Here is a 19477-nt window from a genome sequence, read left to right as displayed (position 1 = left end):
CTTTTCTCAATACGGTGTCATAGCTGAAGCCGCATTGAGAACATAATTTCCACGGGGGTACCCATGGCTAATCACGCATGTGCCTGGGGGCGTCTCGCCCTTGCCGCCGCGCTGGCCGGCGCCGGCATTTTCCTTCCCGCCACCGCGAAAGCGGGAGGCCCTGATCCGAGCCGCACCGTTATCGGAAACGTCGTGAATCCTACCGGTGGCGGGGTGAATTGCCGCGGCGGGGATACCTGCGTGGAGAAGGTGGGCGACGTCGCCCATGTGAGTTACACGCTTCAGGTAGCCCGTCTCCTGGGATCTTCTGATCATGTCCAGAGCGCGCAGGGCGTGGCTGTTTTCGTCCCGACGGTGCTGAAGAACGTCACATTGACGGTCACCAGTGTTCCAGACCATGCCGCTCTCGAGGCCCGCCTGACGCAACCTGATTTCGATTGGGAGAAGCGCTGGACGGTTCCCACCGTTCCCGTGAATCAGGAGTTGCCCATCTGGGAAGTACGCCGGGGTGAGGAAGGCGCGGTCATTGTCGATCCCGAGCTCAACCCCGGCCGGGATCCCGAAACTTTCCCCTGGTATCCCCATATCGGGCCGGATTTCGAGGATATGAATCTGGGTGTGTGGCATATGAAGGCCGATAGAGCCGTGTCCACAGATCCGCCGTCGTACCAGGCCTACGACGGCGTGGTCGGGAATATGGCTCTGTACGACGAATATTCTTTCGGACTGCGAGGCCCGGGCGTCTACACGCTCCGGGTGGAAGGTGACGTGGCGGTGCAATCGGAGGTGACCGTGCTTCCGGTGCGAGCCACAAATAAGCTGTGGAAATGTTCCCAGGAAGGTGGCGGTCCCGGATCGTATCTCGAGGGCTGCCAGAGCCTACAGGAATTTGAGTGGGGCCGCATGGGTGATCTACCCACATATTCGCTCAGTGACCCTGCGGTCAATGCGGCTGCGCGCGAACGGGTGACGGATGCCGGGTTGACCGGTTCGCCGCAGTGCGTCGCCACGAAGGAAAGCGGGCGCAGCGATCTTATCGGGACCGATATTGAGGGCGCGTTGGGTGCGGGCGATTGGTACGCCTACACCTATGCTCTCTACGCCAATCCCGCGGTCACGTATGACCTCAGCGGCATTGGGGAGGACGGTTGCGATCAAGCCGCCGCGGTGATCACGCTATGCGAGCAGCCGTCCCCGGAGCCTTCGCCGGAGCCGTCGTCTTCGCCGGAGCCGTCTACGCCACCCGATCCATCACCGGAACCCTCGACTTCCTCGGAGCCAGAACCATCTGCGTCCCCGGAACCGTCATCTTCGCCGGAACCGGAGCCTAGCGACCGGAGCGTTCCCAGCCCGACGCCGTCCACGCCCGCGCCGCCTACACCCACCGCGCCGGCTATTATCAGCACTCCCACGGTCCCGAGCACTCCGAGCGTTCCCAGCGCACCGCCTTCGGTAAGCACGCCGCGCCCAACCTCGTTGCAACGCACCGGAGCGAGCTCTGCTGCGGGCCTGGCACTCGCGGCGCTGCTGGGCGGAGCCGGATTAGCACTCGCGGTGGGGCGGCGTCTCCACGGCTAAAGCGGACCCGAAATCCGTCTGCCGCTACGGGCCCGCGCCCACCTCCCCTACGATGCCGCTTCGGATTGCTACGAGCCCGCGCCGGTAATGGCGATGGTGCCGGGAGTGGCATCGAAATTACCGACAACGGCACCGATTTCGCATTGAGCCGGGTAGAGCGCGGAAACCGCGTGGCCATCCGAACTGATAGTCACCGCCCCGGAACAGCGATCAGTGAAGCGCAGATTCCCGGTGTCCCCGCCGGTGAGGTCGGAGAGGATACTCGTCGGGGCACCGCTGGCGGGGCTGGTGTAGAGCGGCGTCGTCACGTTCTCACCATTGGGCCACACCCCGATAATGCTGATGGGAATCGGCTGCCCCTGCTGGATCCGCGGGGGTACCGTGACCTTGACGGAGCGTAGGCGCTGGAGCGGATAGGCGGTGGAGGTAGCTGTTTCGTCCCCGGCGGCTTTCGCGGTTGCCTCGCTGATCTCGGTGAGCCACCGCGAAAGTTCCTGTTCGTCTTCAGGAACGTGATACGAGCTCACCGTGGCGGTAATGGTCACCGGCTGGCCCACCGTAATGGTAGGAGCCTCCACGGTCCAGGCGCAGCGGGCCGTGAGCGAGGTCGTGGCATTGGAATGAGGTTTACCGGCGCGATCCCACACCACGTCGGCGCATTGCGGTGCCGCTGCCCCGCCCATGCCCGTCGCGTTCTGCTTGCCAGCCTGCTTCTTAGCGGTATCCCCACCTTCATCCTTGGGTTGCGGGGCGGGAATCACCTCCAGCATAGTGCCCGCAATCGGACTTTTCGCGGTTTTATAGGTGACGGTGTAGTCAATAACCTGGCGTTGCGGATTCCACTTCGCCTCGCGCACAATCGACAGCCCGGAGGGAAGCGGGTGATCCTCCAACCGCGCCTGGATCGGTTCGGTAGGAGTGGTATCGGCACTTTCCACCTGCGGCCACAGCATCCACACCACCCCGGCAATCGCCGCGAGGAGCGTCACGACACCCAGCGTCACGAGAATCCAGTGCTCGCGTATAAAACTCCCGGTTTTTTCCCGGAAGCTCGGCTCGCGTTCAACCACAGGCGCGGGTACATAGTTAAGGTCCAGTGCCGCGCCGGAACTAATAATGGTGGCCGACGGCGCAGCATCGAGCTCCCCTAAACTCTCACGGGAAAGGACGACGGCGGGGCGGGCTGGCGCCTCTTTCTCAGTATCATTAGCCGAACCGAGCGCCTCACGAGCAAGCGCGGCCGCACTGAAAGCACCGTCCAGCATGGTGGCTGGATAAAAGGCCGGTGCGGAGGTATTGATCTCCAGAGGGGCTTGGCCGGCAGTTGCTTCCAGGCAGACCGGCAATCTGCTGAGCACCTGCGCGGCATCCGGCCGGGTATCCGGGTTCTTCCCCACCAGCTCATCAAGAAGAGCTGCGGTATTTTCTTCCAGGCCGGCCAATGGAGCAATTTTCTCCGTGAGGTGGCGATGCGCAATAGTGAAAGGGTTGAGACCCTCCCCACCGAAGGGAGTGCGCCCGGTGAGCATCTCGTAGAGCATGATGCCCACCGCGTACATATCCACGCTCGGGGTGGCGCGCGCCTGCGCGATGAGTTCCGGAGCCATATAATCCGGGGTTCCCACGATGCTCGTAGTTTTCGAGCCGGTACCGATAATCGCGGCAATACCAAAGTCTGTTACTTTGACGTTGAAAAGGTTCTCCGCTTCGGCGCGCCCGCGTAGTTTTTTTCGGCCCGAAAGCAACGTGTTTTTGTCTGCTGTGGCGGCTCCTTCCGGCGCGCTCTCCACGGCTGGCGCGAGCGCGGTCAAAATAATATTGTCCGGTTTAATATCGCGATGGACGACGCCCTCCGCGTGTGCGCTCTGCAATGCTTCAACCACCTGACGGGTGAGATCCAGGGCGTCTTCGGGCGCTAAGGGGCCGTGCTCGGCAAGGTATTCGCGCAGGTTGGGGCCGGGCGCGTACTCCATAACGATGCCGAGTTTGCCGCCGTCGGCCACCAGGTCATGCACCCCAACGATATGGGGGTGGCTGAGCTGGGTGAGGACGGAGCGTTCGGTAATGAAGCGCCGCAGAATCTCCGGGTCACCCACGTATTCGTCGCGCAGGAATTTAATAGCAACGCGAGTGCCGTCATCCTTGCGCTCCCCCTCGTACACCACTCCGGAGGCACCGCGACCGATGGGGGCGAGGGCACGGTAGGAAGCTCCGAAATCAAATGCGGTACTCATGCGTCATCCCGCACGGTCACTGCTTGGATGAGGGTTGCGGTGCCGCCTTCGCAGGCGTAGCCGCGCCCGGCAGTCATTTTGACCGGGGAGCGCCGCGGGAGGCGCACGCCCAGGAGGTCGCCATCGTAATCGCGGTTCGGGTGGAGCAGAATCCCTAATCGCGATTTACGCAAGGTAGCCGTCCATTTGCCGTAGGCGGAACGCAGGTCATCATTACGGCCGGCCGCGATAATGAGGAACTGCTGGTTGGTGGTGGCGAGGAGATCCTTGAGGGCATCTTCCCCTTCTGTGATCTGGTGCGCGTCGTCGATCACAAGAATAGTGGGCGTGGTGCCCAGACCGGCTTCCGCCACCGCGGAGGGAACATCCTCGTGATCATAAACATTATCGAGGACATCGCTACCGTGCAGCGGGGAGCGGCGCGAAGCCAGGCCGATGATTCGCAAGGGGCTACCGACGGCCCGGGCATCGCCGGCCATCTTCGTGGCGATACCCAGGAGTACCGAGCTTTTCCCGCTGCGCGCCGGGCCGGAAATGAGCATATGTTCCCCGGCGTAGGCTTCCAGGCAGTAGTCGTGCAGGGTGGCTTCTTCCACTCCGACCGGGATAATCCAGGGCTCCCCCGTTAGCTGCGCGGTGGTGCTCAGATCGGATACCCGCAGGTCATCGCTCAGGCGCGCCACCACGGTGGTTTTCTCCACCGGCTGCCAGCGCGCTGTCACCGTGGCAATAGCCCGGTCCAGCGGGGTGGGAATGGTGGCCACATGCCCGTGGAGTTTCGTGATCGCATCCACGTAACGGCCCGGAACCTGGGCGGGAATATTATCGCGTGAGACTCCCACCAGGGAGTAGTCATACGAGTCGGCCAAGCGGTAGAGCCATTTCTGGGTGGTGACTTCATCCACCGCCGCAGGAATTGCCTTGAGACGCGAGGTGGCACCCACCATATGGATGCCCACGCCCGGCCCCTTGCCCCATACCTGGTAGAGCCCCTCGAGAAGTTCCACGCCTTCCGCATCATCGTATTCTTCACGCAGAGTGGCGAAAGAATCGATAAAAACGTAGACATCGGAATATTCGCCCGGGTCCGTGGTGCGCTTATCGTATTCGGTGCGCAGGTAGCGTAGCAGGCGCTGCTGGAGTTCACGATTGGCTTTGCCCGGCCCGGCATAACCAATGGAATGGGGCAGGTCGTGGAGGGGTTCCAGGCCGCGCCCGCCCAGGTCAAGGTACAGGAAATCCGTGGTGGCCGGGTCGGATGTTGCAGCGATCACGAGGGCGAGGGATTGCAGCGTCGTCGTTGTTCCCGAACCGGGGATGCCGGCGAGCATGAGATTACCTTCCGCGGGCCGCCAGCCGGCCGGAATTTGGCACTGGTGGCTGGGATCATCAGCGAGGGCCACGGCTACGGTATCCCCGCCCGCGCTCACGCGAATATTGGCCACGCCTTCGCGCGGGGTATCGGTATCGAGGAGCAGATCCACCCGTTCACCTAGCGGTTCGGGCCAGACGGGGCGCGGGGTACCGAAGCCCGCGGCGCGGTGGGCTTCTTGAATGGCGCGGATAAGAAGATCGACGTCGGATTCTTCATTCCCGGCGCGGGCCACGGTGTGATCGGGTAACGGCCCGCCCAACTCAATTTCGTCCACGTGAAGATCGGTGGATTGGGCTGCGTCGCTTATACCCGTCACGAGCGCGGTTTGTATGGGGTGAATATCTTCTTCCCCGAGTTTGATATAGGCACGCCCGCGCTGTTCGCGGCCGATACTGGAGGCGTGCGGCACCCCGATAACATTCGAGGAATCATCGCGCGATTGCACCCGCAAGGCCACCCGCATATTGGTATTCGCGAGGATATCATCATTGACAACGCCGGCCGGGCGCTGGGTAGCGAGCACCATATGCACACCGAGGGTACGCCCCACCGCGCCGATAGAGACCAGGGAGGAGAGCACGTCCGGGTACTCTTTCGCGAGCTGAGCGAATTCGTCGACGACGACGAGAATGCGCGGCATGGGCTCACTGGGGTTCGTCGCCAAGTAGTTATCGAGGTTGTCCACCCCTTCCCCCGCAGCCGCGAAGCACTGCTGGCGGTAGAGCATCTCAGCTTCCAGGGCACGCAAGGCGCGGTAGGCCAGGGAAGGCTCCAGGTTCGAGAGAGTTCCGATGGTATGCGGAAGCTGGTCGAGGGTGGCGAAAGCCGCCCCGCCCTTGAAATCAACCAGGATAAAAGTGAGGTGCTGAGGATCTACCCGGGCGGCAAGCCCGGCCACCATGGTGCGCAGCATCTCTGATTTACCCGAACCGGTGGTACCACCTACAAGGCCGTGCGGGCCATCCCGAACCATATCCAGCCAGTATGTCCCATCTTCGGATACACCCAGCGGGAAACGGAATCCCCTGTTGTTCTGCCACAGCTGGGTGATATCCGCGCTGGTCATATCGCGGGAAAGCCCGAGCAGCCCGAGAAGATGAACAAGGGGAGGAAGGGCCGCGCCGGCATCGCGCACTTCCGGATCGTCGAAAAGGGAGAGGGAACGCGCCCATTCTTCCAGGCGCGGCTCTGTGGATACCGCCCCGGCAATATGTTCGATGGTGACATCCTCGGAGGGGATACTCAAAGTCAGCTCCGCCCCGGGTTTCGCCTCGATAACACTATGGCAGGAAGCGGGGAGCTGTTCGGGGCGGGTGGCCAGCACGATACCGCTGACTTCTTTGGCTTTCTGGGAGACGGGCACATCTTCCCCGCGGTAAGCGAGGAGGTCACGTGCCGGGCAATCCCGGCCTTCCAGGAGTGCCACATCATCTATAACGAGGAAGAGGGAGGCGGAAGGCAAGCCGTTGAGGCCATCGCGTAGGCCGCGCAGCATGCTTTGTGCCGGGGTGCGTTCGAAAGCAAGATAGCGATTATTCGGGTTAGCGCCGCCCACGCGAGTATGGGGCAGCCAGGCGCACCAGCGCCAGTGTTCGGAGCGAGCCCGGTCCGTAGCAACCGCGATCGTCATATCGGCCGGCCCGGAGAGGGTGGCCAGCTGAGTCACCAGGGAACGCGCCAAGGCCACAGCCTCGTCACGCTCACCCCAGATACCTACCGGGCCCTTGGTGAAATCCACCCGGACCGGGGCGGCGGGGATGCGGGCCAGGTCGAGGACCTCGCGTACCCGCGGCTCAGGTTTAGTGCTGGCGTTGTCGAGGGGAACCTCGAAGGGAACCGGCCCGGTACCAATCTGGGCGCTGCCGAAATCGAAGTGGTCGGAACGCACCTGCCATAGGCGTGGCCCGCCACACCGGGCTTGTTCAGCCAGCTCGTGCTGGTAGGGTGTTTGGGCCCGCATCCGGGAACGTTCCACCAGGGCGGCTTTACCGATATCCACGGTAAAATCCTGGAGCGCCGCCACGAACTTTTCTTCTTCTTCGATTTTGCTTTTCTTGGAGCGGCGCTTCTGTTCAATAAAAGAACCGATAGCGATCACCGGGGAGAAAAGCGCGATGAGGGCGAAGCGGAAAGAACCGAGCACCGCCACGAGCACCACGGCCATGAAAATCGGAGCCAGAATCGCGGCCCAGGAGAGCCGGCCGGGTTTTTCCGGCATTTTCTTTTCCGGTACTTCGAGCTGTTTGGGGTGGGCGGGCAGAGCTCGGCGCGGGGGCCGGTTAAAAGCGACCGTGGACACGGCGGTGAGCACGCCGTGAGCGGCGTCGTCGTTCTGTTGCGAAGTATCCTCATCACGCTGGACCGCTTCGAGGTAGAAGGCCCCGATGCCGATCACGTCCCCGGGATGCAATTCGGTGGCGCCTTCCTCCCCTTTCAGGGCCGCGCCGTCCAGAATGGTGCCGTTCGAGGAGTTATCGTCACTGACCCACAGGCCGTCCTCGCGCACTTCCACGAGGCAGTGCGACCACGAAACCGTAGGGGAATCCAGGTGGATATCGGCTTGCGGGCTGCGGCCGATGCGCAGAGCGCGGCCCGCGGGAAGGGAGATATAGCGCCCGGTATCCGGTCCCGCCGTGATGATGAAGCCCCATTCCTCGGTGGGACGCTCCGGTTCGACTGCGGAAATGACGCTTCCCTCGTGCACCCCGGCGCGGGCCAGGGTGGTTGAGGGGGTGACCGCCACGCCGTCCACCCACACGGTGGCCCATTCGCGCCGGTCGAGGTCGGCGCCGTCGAGGATATCCCCAAGGCGCGTTTCTTCTGTCACGTTTGTCAGAGAAAACAACCGATCCGAGTGATCGCTCCTAATGACAATACGCATATCGTTTTCCGCTGTGCCTTTACCTTCAGGGGCCGCACCTGGGGTGATGCGGGCGGCCCGCTCCGCTTTTCTTCGAGGCGTTCCTTAGTGGGCACCCTCAGAGGAAATCCATTCGATGCGCCCGTCCACGATGGCTGCTTGCACCGGGCACGGACCTCCACTTGCGCTTCCCGCGGCGCTGCCACCGCTCCCGCCGCTAGCGGCGCCGCCACCCGTGCTACCCCCACTTCCCGCGCCGCAGCGCGCCACCCGTTCGGTTCCCGATACCGCAGCTTCGCGGGCTTCGGGGGTGGTGAGGGCCTGCATGATTTTGGCCGGGTCGGTGGAGTTGGCCACCGCGGCCGCGGCCACGAAGCTGAGAACCGCATCGTGACTCAGGCCGTCCGCGTACTGCCAGCGCTCGCTGAACTCGGTGTCATCCCGCAGGGAGAGAAGCGCGCCGTTGGTGCGCATCACTTCCACAGCCTGGAGGAAACCACCTGCCGGCAACCCGCTGGCATCCGGTGAGGTGAGGGATACCCCGCCCGGGGTGGGGAATCCGTAGCTGTAGATACCGGCAATCGGGGTGCGTGCGTCGGTGAGGCCCATGCTGAGTACGCCGTTGAAAGCTTCCGGTCCCACGAGGATCGGGCCGTCGTATCGCGCCCCGCGCAAGCCGGTGATCTGCTGGGCGATCGTGGATGCCGGAGCGTCAATAACCACGCAGGGATTGGGCCGCCCCAGGGTGGCTTCCAGCACCTGGGCACTCACGGTGGCCGGTTCGGCCAGGCCGATATGAGCGTCGACCCCGCGCACGCCCCGCACCCCGTTGGCGAGCTCCCCGCCCACCGAAACCACGGTGGAACACTGGAGGTCACCGAGCTGGTTGGTCAGCCCGGTGATCCAGCCACCCGCGGTGGGTAGCTGGTAATGCGCACCCTCGGGAACATCGGCGGAGGGCTGGAGCTGGTAGGGGAAGATAATGGGGAGCCCGGCATCGGCGGCCGCGTTCGCGAGCGCCAGGGTGTGGCTACCGGTAGTGAGGGCAATGACCCCGGAAACATCGCTATCGGATAATTCGGCGATGGCGGCGCGGGCGCCGTCGTCACTACCCTGATCGGAGACGGTCACAAGTTCTACCTGGGTGCCGCCCTGCGCGAGGCGCCATTGCGCCACTCGCACTCCTTCACCGCTGAGGTCCCAGCCCGGACCCTGGGTGAGGTCTTCCGTATAGGATACGACGACGCCGAGCTTGAGCCCTTCGGGCACATTCTCCACGGCGAGCTCCACGGATGCCGGCGGGAAAGCCTCGAAGTCGGGGGCGCTGGCCGTCCGCGCCTTTTCCGATTGGTACCGGAAGAACCAGATCAGGGCCGCGAGGAGGGCGAGCAGCAGCAGAGCGGCCAGAATGCCAAGTGCGGTGCGGCGCTTATCACGAGCGGGTTCGCCGCCCGCCGGGTAGGCCCCGGAGGATTGAGTTTGGGCCTCGGAGTGCTTAGCGGATTCGCTCACTTTTCCTCCTCGGTAGGAATGACGTGGAAGGAGTACATCCCAATTTCCGCGTTGCCGGATGCCGGGAGCGTGGGCAGCTGTTCGAGGCGGGCCAGGGAGGCGCGCAGGCGCGCGGCCCCGAAGGCATCCGCCCCGAGGGCCGAACGGTACCCGGATTGAATGGTTGTGGTGGTCGCGGTGGAATCACTGAGCTTGGCATCGGCAATTCCAAGGTGGCCTTCGGAGGTTTTCATGGCTCCGAGTAGGCCGCCGCCACCGGGGGTATTGGTCCCGATATCCGCGAGCACGTTGACGAGGTCCTGCATAATGAGCGCGGACACGGCATCCGAATTGGTGACCGCGTTGCGGCTGGTTGTGCTCACGGTTGCGCTGTTCTCATCCATGAGCTGGCGGGTTTCCGCGTCCAGGGTGTTATTTGCCTCCGTAATCAGACCGGTGGTGCTCCGCACCGCGCTGGAGCCGGTATTGCGCAGGTTCTCGGAGAAGACCGTTAGCTGGTTGGACACGCTATCGAAAATCGCGCTGGAGGAACGTTCGGTGCGGTCCCGCGCGGTGGAAACCCCGCTGTAGAGGCGGTCACGATTCGTAGTGCCCGTTTCATCGGTGCGGGTCTTCGATTTTCCAACGAAACCGTCCAGTTCCGCGGCAAAGGCATCCAATTCACCCACCACGTCACGGGCCAGCGGGGCCAAATCCGCGTAAATATCAACGGTGGTAGCGATGTTCTTATTGAGTTCATCAACCATCTGCGCGAGTTGCGCGGTGCGATCCTTGCGCTGATCATCGAGGCGCGCACGCTCGGCATCCAGATCCTTGAGGATTTGCTGGGATTGCGTGAGGCTCTCGCGTAGCTGCGCGAGCCCGGCAATAGCTTCCGGCTGATTCGCTCCGCTCAGAGATTGGGTTGCCTCCATAATCGAGGTGATGTGACCGCGAGTTTCCTGCCCGAGGAAACGCACGGATTGGCGGTATTTGCCCGCACGATTACCGATCATTCCCGCGGTATGCGGGCATTCGGCGCCGGTGAGATCGCGAACAACCTCCCGCACGGCCTTTTTATCGAGCTTGGGATTGGCGATCGGCTCCTCGGCACCAACCTCACGGGTCAGGCCCGCGTCAATACACATGGATTCCGTGATCTCGGTGAGGCGCTTATCCTGAGCCTGGTTGCGTTCAAAAGCCTTCCCAGCTTCCGCATTCACCCGCGCGAATTCCTTATCCAGGGTATCCACGAGTTTGAGCGCGGCATCGAAACGCTTCTTGAGTTCGTCAATATAGGGCGTCATGGGCGCGCTGGAATCTACCGTTTCGGGCGGAATCTCGTGGGGAGCACCCGCGCTGGGTGCCGTGCTAGGTTCAGGCGAAGCAGAAGGTTCAATTCCCGCGCTCGGTTCCGGCACCGCGCTGGGTTCGGGCGAGCCGGAAGGCTCGGTTCCCGGACGCGGCGGCAAGCTGGGAGAAAGCCCGGGCATGGGTTCCGGCTGCGGCAAGCGGCCCTCATGCTGGTAGATCTGGAGGTCTTTCGCGAGGGTATTCACGCTGCGCAGCGCACCATCCAATTGCTCAACCGTATCCAGGTTCTTGTGCTGAGAGCCGCCACGCAGCTGGGTGACCAACTCTTCACCTTCGGCACGCACCTGGTTGCTCAGCTCATTCAAATCGTGGTGGGCGCTGAGAACCGTGCAGGTCAAAGTGGTGGCAACAGCCGGATTCGCGCAGTCTTCCGGGGAGGGATTTTGCGGCCCGAGGATGCTGTCCAGATCGGAAAGAATATGTTCCTGGCAGCGGGTGGTGGTGGCACTCAACGCTTCCAGACGGGCGGAGAGGCCGTTGATAACCCCGTACACCCCACCGGCCGGAATCACTTCTTCCGGGTTGGTGACGGTGGGCAGGTCATCGCCCACCGCCGGGCCGCTGGGCTTGGGCGCCGGCGAAAGCGTGGCCATGGGGATGGAGCTTGCCGTTGGCCTGGGGCTGGGATCCCCGTTCGGGAGGGTGGGCCACGGCGACGGCGCGGCACCCGTACCCGCAGAAGCAGAAGGCGAGGGGGTCGGGGATGCCGGCGCGCTCGGCCCCTCTCCCGGGCTGGGAGCCGTCGGGGTGGGAACCGCCGGGCTCGGCGTAGCCGGCAGGTCTTCTTCCAGACCGAAGTTGATTTCGCAGGTATCGGGGTTGATATCGATACGCGGCCGGGGAGCATCCGGGTTTCCCAAGAGGGTGCGCACAGTGGCAGTTGTTTCCGCCAGCGAACTTGACATGGTGGAGCCCGTGCTGACGAAGAGGCTATTGAGGCGCGATTCCAGGCTCTCCAGCGTGGATGAGACGGACTGCGCCGAATTCTCGATGCGCCCGCGTGACATCTCCAAATCCCGGATGGTGCGCGAACCAATGGAACCGCCCGCATTGGCGAGCATGGCACGCGCATCTTCAAGGGCGGTCCCCGAATCCGCGAGGATATCCGCAGATTCTTGCAGGGTACGGATCGTTTGGGAAACGAGCAGTGTTTCCTCACGTTGCTTGCGCGAATCCGGGTTGATACCGAAGCCGGGCTGCGTCGCAATATTAATAACGGGCGTGACGAAATCCTGTGCCTCAACAACCAGCGTGAAATGCAGGAGCGAGGTGGTGGACCCTACTCCGGTGAGTCCAGCCCACTGCACCGTGGTGGTACCGCGGTCATTAACGGCGACGACGCCGTTGGTTGCTCTACCTTCATCGCCGGCCTGGGGAGTCCGAACAGCTTCGGGGGCAATTCCGGGCAATTCCACACCGGCAGCAACCGACATCGGGGTGGCCACCAGGACCTCGTGACTAACCGCGCGTCCGTCAATATCCGCGTTCACCCGCTCCAATTTCCCTGTGATATTTTGCACAGTGACATCGATGCGGACCGGGCCGGTAGCGCCGGCAACACTGCTGGCATCCGAGGTGGTGACCCCGTTAAAGGTGTAGGAGGTCACCACCCGGATGGGGAGCTCCCCACCGGCTGCTGCAGGATCAATACGGTGGCCATCGCCGCCGGCCATGGCCGTAATGGCTCCGTCGCTACCCACCTGGATCGTGACAACTCCAGGGTCGGCCTGAGCCGGGACGGCCACCGCCACTCCGGCTACGGCCAGAGCGGGAACCGCCAGAGCCAGAAGCGCTGGCCGGCATCGCTTCACAAAGTTGCGGACAGGGAACATTGGGCGCCTTTCGTAGTGTGGTGAGCGCATGACGGCCACACCCTATCACTATGTAATGACGTATTTCCGTGGCTTAAACCGCGCCAGAAAGCCGTTTCCCGGGAGTTTGGTTTTTATTTACCTTGGGGGCACATACTATGCGGATTCACCTTCGCTTTACGTTCCCGCACGGCCGGAAAGGCGCCGTCGTCGTATATTGCACCGCAACGCAGTCAAGCCCTCCGCAAGGTTAACGCAAGCCCACCACCATCCTCGCAATTGTTATCAATTTGTAATATTTCACGTTACGGAGTATTTACCCGGGGTCAGTAGCGTCGAAGGCGTCGATGGCTAGACATGACAATGTCGCCCTGTCGGCACTGTCAGAACTCTTCTCTACCCAATAAGGAGACCAATCATGGCTCGTGTTCTTACATCCAGTGAAGCCAAGCAGGCCATTCAGCAGATGCAGTCCATTATTAACGGTGGGCTGACCGATCAAATTTCGCAGCTTGATACCCAGGGGCAGATCCTCTCGGATGCGAATGTGTGGGATGGTCCGCTCGCTCAGCAGTTCCGTGGTGATGTGTGGCCGCAGACCAAGTCGGCTCTGGACAAGGCCAAGCAGGAACTCGAGGATCTGCGTAACCAGCTCGACCAGATCTCGACCAATATCTTCACCGCCGGCGGCGGCGAGTAAGCACCACACCACCACCAGTCCGATTTACGCGCAATCCGGGCGGTTCACCGCATTTGCGTGTCACCCACGCGGCGAACCGCCCGGATCTTGCGTTTCCTTGTATTTCATTTCTTCTCTATGACTTCTTCATCGCCCGCACTGTCTCGCCTCGCCACCACAGCACACCGTCACGTGCCCCGCGAGGCGCTCACACTGAGCGCGCGAAACACAGCTTGCCCAGCCCGGATGTCGACTCATAACGATAGGTAGTTCCCATGCCAAGACCCAACGTATATACCGGTTTCGAAGCCGGTCTCGCGAGCAATTTAAAGAGCGCCATCAACAACGCGATTGAGGCGCTGAACACCGCCCAGACCACTCTCAACGGCGGCATCGCCTACGCACAAATTGACTTCGCCGGGCGGTTCGCGGATTTGTACGCGCAGAATATGGATATCCAGCGCGCGGATAAAGAGATGCTGGTCGCGTCTTTGCAGGCGCTGGAATCGGGCGTTACCGAACTGGAAGAAGCCGCGCGGGCCGAACAGAAGATGATCGATATCTTCAACGCCTGGGAAGCGGACCACAACCGCTGGCTCGCGCGGCGGCCCATTAACCCGGAGCTCATACCGTTGTGGCTGGCTAACGAACCACTCCTCATCCCTCCGAGTGCGCGTTACCCGGGTACCCCGCCGGCGCGTTCCATCGATCAACCTTCCTTACCCCAACACGACACCCCCATGCCGGGCAGCGGTGGGGGCGGCTCAGGCGGGCGTTCCTCCTGCTACCCCGCGAACCTGTACGAATACGTACTAGCGGCCCGTTCAGCGCATGACACTCTTGAAAGCCATCCGCGTGCCTTGCAGACTGCCGTCAGTTCCTTTGTGGGCGGCTGGAAGTTCGGAAATCTCAGCGGTGGGGAAAGCATCGCGTGGGGCATCAATGATTACATTCGCAATAACGATAACGATGCCGAGTGGATTGATGTGGTACGCCAGGCCTTCAAGGAAGCCGGCGAGGGTGGTCCGGTGCTTACTTTGCTGGATTCGTATATCGATGCGGTGCTTGATGATGCTGGTGTGGATGCGGGGCGTAAGGCTATTGGGGTGGCGTGGCCGGTTTTGACTGGTCAGGTTGTTAATTCTGCTTTGGTGTCTGATCCGGTTAATAGTGCGACGGGTAATTTCCTGGAGCCGGAGTTGGATATTAGTTTCCCTGCGGGTTTCCAGGTGGGTGGCTTGTCGCGGGTATACAACTCGATTCTGGCTCATATGCAGCGCGCGGGCGCGGATGATGCTCCCGTGCGGGGTGTTTTCGGGACGGGGTGGACGAGCGTTCTTGACCAGTGTCTGGTAGAGCGTGCGGATTACCTGGTGTGGATGCGTGAGGATGGCCAGCATATCTACTTCGCGGTGGATGGTAAGCGGTTCGGGCCTGGTTCGGGTGTGGTGCGTGCTGAGGGAGAAAACTTCTGGGTCCGCGCGGTTATCGTGCCTGGCGATAGCGAAGGAGTGCTGGGCTGGGAAGTTTCGGATAATACTGGCCAGCGTTGGGTCTTCACCCGCGCTGGTGTTTGGCTTGAGGTGTGCGGGCGTGAAGGTTTCGGAGTGCGCGCCGAGCGCGACCGTAAAGGCCTGGTTACGGCTTTGGTCAGTGAGCGTGGCCGGCGTATCGAGATGGAGTACCTGGATGGCCGGGTGGTTGTGGCCCGCGGCTGGGATGGTACCCGTTTCGAATACCATTACGAGGGCGAGCATTTGGTGGGCGCGAGTGGCCCGCATGGTACCCGGCGTTATGAGATTGATGATGCGGGGTTGGTTGCGCGTGTGGTTGCGGCAACTGGCGTGGTTGAGTGCGTGAATATTTACGACGACGCAGCTCGCGTGGTCAGGCAAACCTCTGAGCACGGCCGGGATACTCGTTTTGCTTATCTACCGGGCCGGGTCACGGTGGTCAGTGATGCTGATGGTTCGCGTTCGAATACGTGGGTGGCTGATAGTCGGGGTCGTACTATCGCCGCCCGGGATTCTGACGGTAACCGCCAGACCATGTCTTATGACCGGCACGGGAACTTGTTGCGGTCCCGGGATCGGGATAATAAGGTCACCACGCATTTTTATGATGAGCGTGGGCACTTGGTCCGCACGGTTTCCCCTGCTGGTGGGGAATTAACCGCCACTTATGATGGTCTGGATCGCTTGGTTGAGGCGGTGGGGCCTACTGGCCTGGTGGCCCGCTATGAGTATGAGGGTGAGAGTCGTAATCCGAGTCGTTTTGTTGATGCGGCCGGTGGTATCACCACGATGGAGTGGGAGAACGGGCTCTTGGTGAGAGCCACGGACCCGACGGGAGTATTCCAGACTATTGGCTATAACGATACCGGTGAGATTACTTCTTTCGCTGACGCGTTGGGCAATACCTATCGGATGGAACGTGATAGCGCGGGGCGCGTGGTTGAGATGGTCACGCCGCTTGGTTTTGCTACCCGGCTTGTTTATAACACGGATGGCACCCTGGCTCGCCGTGTTGATCCGGATGGGGCCACCACCACGATTGATTACGATGCTTATGGGCGTCCGGTTGTGGTGACCGATCCGGGCGGGGCGAAAATGACGCTGGTGTACAGCGAGGTTGATGGCCGGGTGGAAAAGATTATTGACCCGCTAGGCCATGCCTTGAGTAACGATGTGGACGACTTGGGTAATCTGCGTTCCATCACTATGCCGGACGGGGATGAGTTCACTTTTGTTTTTGATGCTCTCTCGCGTTTGAAGCAGATCGCTGACCCGGTGGGGCATGCGTGGAAGTTTGAATATGACGCGGTGGGGGATCTCTCTACGGTGATTGACCCGGCTGGGGTTACTACCCGGACGGTTACGGATTCCAAAGAGCGTACCGCTACCGCAGTTGATAGCCATGGTCATGGTGCGGTTGTGCAGTTCGATGAGTTCGGACGTCCGGTGGCTAGTTATGACACCGCGAAGAACGCCTCCGTGGTTACCTACGATATTCGGGGTAATGTCACGGAAATGTTGGACGCTGAAGGCGCTTTGACAACCCTGGATTATGACGCAGCCGGGCGTGTGGTGCGGATGACGAGTCCGGGTGGGAAAACTACTGACTACACGTATGGGTCTTCCGGGCGTCTGGATGTGCTCACCACCCCGGAAGGCGAGACACGTTTCGAATACGATGCCGACGGGCGTGTGGTTGCCACGGTGAATACTGCTGGGGAGCGTTCTAGTTTCGAGTATGACTCGTGTGGGAGGTTGCTGCGGGCTAAGGTAGCCGGGCGGGGTACCTCCGAGTTCCGGTATGACGTGTGTGGGCGGGTGGCTTATTCGCGGGATATCCTCACCGGTGTCCGTTATTTCCGGTACGACGCGGCGGGGAATCTTATCTCGGTGCGTAACGGCCTGGGTGGTATCACGCGTTATGAATACGATGTGCGTAACCGCCTGGTACGGGTGGTTGACCCGGGTGGCGGGATCACCGAGCGCGTGTATGACAGTGTGGATAACCTCCTCTCGGTCACTGACCCGCTCGGGCGTAGTGTATCGGTGGCCTATGACAAGCTCGGCAACCCACTCTCCCGCACGAGTGCTGATGGGACCGTGACGAGTTTCGAGCACGAGGATGGCATGGTGAGCCGGGCTCGTATCGATGGCCGGGAAGTCTTCCGTTCCGAACTTGATTATGAGGACCGGACCCTTACTCTCACCGATGGTGAGGAGAATCGGTATGTGTTCACCTATGATCGCTTAGGCCGTCTGGTTTCCCAGAACAGTACGGTGGCAGGGGTGGCACGGTGTTCTACCTGGACGTACGGGAAGGATGGGGAGCGGACCTCTTATACCCCGGCTGGTGGGGCAACTTATCGTTATGGCTATGATGCGGTTGGGAATCTTGCCACAATCACGCATCCGGACCTGGATACGGTCCGCTTTGGTTACGATCCGATGGGCCGAGTCACCCACATGGTTGCCGGTGAAGATACCCACCAGTGGGCCTATAGGGATGGTTTCGTCTCTCACCATACGCATACTCGTGATGGCGTGAAGGAAACTACCCGTGTTGAGCATGATTCGTGGGGTCGTGTTATTGCGATAACCACCGGGAGTGAGAAAGTCTCTTATGAGTATGGTGGGGATGGCCAGCTTACTGCTGCTATCTCAACCAGTGGCGTAAAGAAGACGTGGGAGTATGACGAGGCTGCTCGTATTATCCGCTTCACCGACGGTGAGACAGTCAGTGAATACACCTATGATCGGGCGAGTCAGCTCGTCGAGCGTCGCCACACTAGCCCGGAAGGCACGAGTCAGACGGTTTACGGCTATGACGCGGATGGATATCGGGTTAGCCAGACCGTGGATGGGAAGCTTGCACGGCGGTTGCGTTGGAGCGCGGGTGGGAGCCTGGCGGGTATTACTGACGTGGTTGATGGCCGTGAACGCGAGCTGACTATCACTCTGGACGGATTGGGTAACCCGATCAGTTTCGGGGATGAGACTCGTCTTGAGTGGGATTATGCGTCTCCTATCCCCACAGTCGGGGCGATGAATGGTAGCCCGTTCATGTCTCTTCCTGGTGGTGTGATGCTTAGCGGGCAAGGTGTTCAAACTCGGTATGATGCGAGCTGGCGGGCCGGGCGGGGCACGGACCCGATGTCTCCGTTCGCTAGCCCAAGCACCGTGGCTGGTTTGAGTGAGCATTTACCTGAGGGTGTTGACGTGCTCGGGACTGGGTCGTTGCGTGTTGGCGGTATGGAGTGGATGGGTGAGCGCCTGTATGACCCGGCCACTCAGGCGTTCTTGTCCCCGGACCCCCTCCCGGCACCAGTGGGGAGTTCGTACCAGACTAATCCGTATAACTATGGCGCGAATAACCCACTCGCGCTCATGGACCCACTCGGGCTGACCCCTGCAACCGATAGTTTCTTCGGAAGCATGCTCAAGGGATTGCGCTCCATTATGGACCGCGTTACTCTGATACGTCACGTTGGACGTATGACTTTCCAGGAGAAAATCCTCAAACCGGTCGGCAACTTCCTTAAGAACGCAGGGAACTGGCTCAAGGGAGCGTTCAACGCAACTGTCGACTGGGTAAAAGTCCATTGGAAAACAGTTGTTGGCGTGGTTGCGGTAGGCGCCGGCATCGCTCTTCTCTGTTCCGGCATCGGAGCTCCCGCAGGAGCTGGACTTCTCACCGTTGTTGGCTACGGAGCGGCGATAGGTGCCGGATCCGGAGCACTTATCGGCGGAGGATCCTCAATGATTAGCCAGGATCTTTTCAATCACGACAATTTCAGCTGGGGAGAAGTCATTTACCAGACAGTTCTCGGCGGGGTTAGCGGCGGCATCGGCGGCGGACTTGGCGCCGGTGCATCACACGTAACGACCAAACTTCTGAAAGGTGTCAACTGGGTGAAAGGGCAGGTTAGCCATATCCCGCAACGAATTAAGAATATCGGGAACATGTTCAAAGGTAAGCCACGTGTACCGATCAAGATCTCAACAGATCTCTCAAGAGCACAAGGAATCGGCGTTGATATCGTTAAAAGTGTGACTTCTGATTATTCTAAGGAAGCTACGAATTGGGTCGGAGACTCGCTGTTTAAGGATTACGTCAAGACAGGAAACTTCAATCCAAACTTCAGCGAAGAAGATCTCGCCGAACGCATGGTAACGGTTACCGGTGCGCAACTCACGGGTGGTGCCTTGCGAATCAAGGGAGTGAACCAGATTCCAACCTCGCCAGGCATGTCAAACGCCCGGAACGTTTTACGCCAGAAGGGAGGTAAGTTCCTGACAGAATTCGCACCAAAAGAATTCAAGAATATCGAAGCTATTGGAGCGGATCTTCTGGACGGTGATGGTGAATTTAACTCGGCGTCCCACGCCCGCAAGCACATCAAGTCGTTGGCTGAGTCCGTCAAGGCGTTAAAGTAACGATACGCTACGCCTCGTACATACGGTTCCTTGTAGTTTCGTGTGGGTGGAACCTTCGAGGGTTACCGCCCACACGAAACTTTAATTTCTATCGCGTCCTTCCTCTTTCATCAATACCACCCTGGAG

7 protein-coding genes are annotated in these 19477 nt (G+C 61.0%); 3 read left to right on the top strand and 4 right to left on the bottom strand.

All coding sequences use genetic code 11. The features are described 5' to 3' along the window. Window positions 1–63: 63 nt before the first annotated feature. Window positions 64–1578, top strand: a complete 1515-nt coding sequence (locus tag ACRQEG_RS03920; protein WP_435730931.1) for a hypothetical protein — start codon at window positions 64–66, stop codon at window positions 1576–1578. 68 nt (window positions 1579–1646) lie between these two features. On the opposite strand, the gene ACRQEG_RS03915 is transcribed toward ACRQEG_RS03920, so the two are convergent. The 4 genes from ACRQEG_RS03915 to ACRQEG_RS03900 form a co-directional block, all read right to left on the bottom strand. Continuing rightward, entirely contained in the window at window positions 1647–3812 is a 2166-nt protein-coding gene (locus ACRQEG_RS03915; protein ID WP_435730930.1) for a serine/threonine-protein kinase, read from the bottom strand. After that, window positions 3809–8014, bottom strand: coding sequence for a type VII secretion EssC family protein (locus tag ACRQEG_RS03910; protein ID WP_435730929.1), 4206 nt, complete (start codon window positions 8012–8014; stop codon window positions 3809–3811). The genes ACRQEG_RS03915 and ACRQEG_RS03910 overlap by 4 nt, the downstream gene beginning before the upstream one ends. Before the next feature lie 138 nt (window positions 8015–8152). Continuing rightward, window positions 8153–9559 carry an ABC transporter substrate-binding protein gene (locus ACRQEG_RS03905; protein ID WP_435730928.1) on the bottom strand — a complete coding sequence of 469 codons (1407 nt, stop codon included), beginning with the start codon at window positions 9557–9559 and terminating at the stop codon, window positions 8153–8155. Then, window positions 9556–12744: a hypothetical protein gene (locus ACRQEG_RS03900; protein ID WP_435730927.1), complete on the bottom strand. Its 3189-nt coding sequence runs from the start codon at window positions 12742–12744 to the stop codon at window positions 9556–9558. Before ACRQEG_RS03900 ends, ACRQEG_RS03905 begins: the two co-directional genes overlap by 4 nt. 397 nt (window positions 12745–13141) lie before the next feature. Between ACRQEG_RS03900 and ACRQEG_RS03895 the strand changes: the two genes are divergently transcribed. Then, the gene (locus tag ACRQEG_RS03895; RefSeq protein ID WP_394532643.1) at window positions 13142–13423 is read left to right on the top strand and encodes a hypothetical protein; all 282 of its coding nucleotides are present in this window, start codon (window positions 13142–13144) and stop codon (window positions 13421–13423) included. 254 nt (window positions 13424–13677) lie between these two features. Further along, the gene (locus tag ACRQEG_RS03890; protein ID WP_435730926.1) at window positions 13678–19350 is read left to right on the top strand and encodes a DUF6531 domain-containing protein; all 5673 of its coding nucleotides are present in this window, start codon (window positions 13678–13680) and stop codon (window positions 19348–19350) included. Window positions 19351–19477: the final 127 nt, after the last annotated feature.

Source organism: Actinotignum stranguriae (assembly GCF_051265215.1).
Classification (GTDB): Bacteria; Actinomycetota; Actinomycetes; order Actinomycetales; family Actinomycetaceae; genus Actinotignum; species Actinotignum schaalii_C.
Note: the sequence above shows the minus strand (reverse complement) of the source record. Positions and strands in the feature narration are given on the sequence as shown.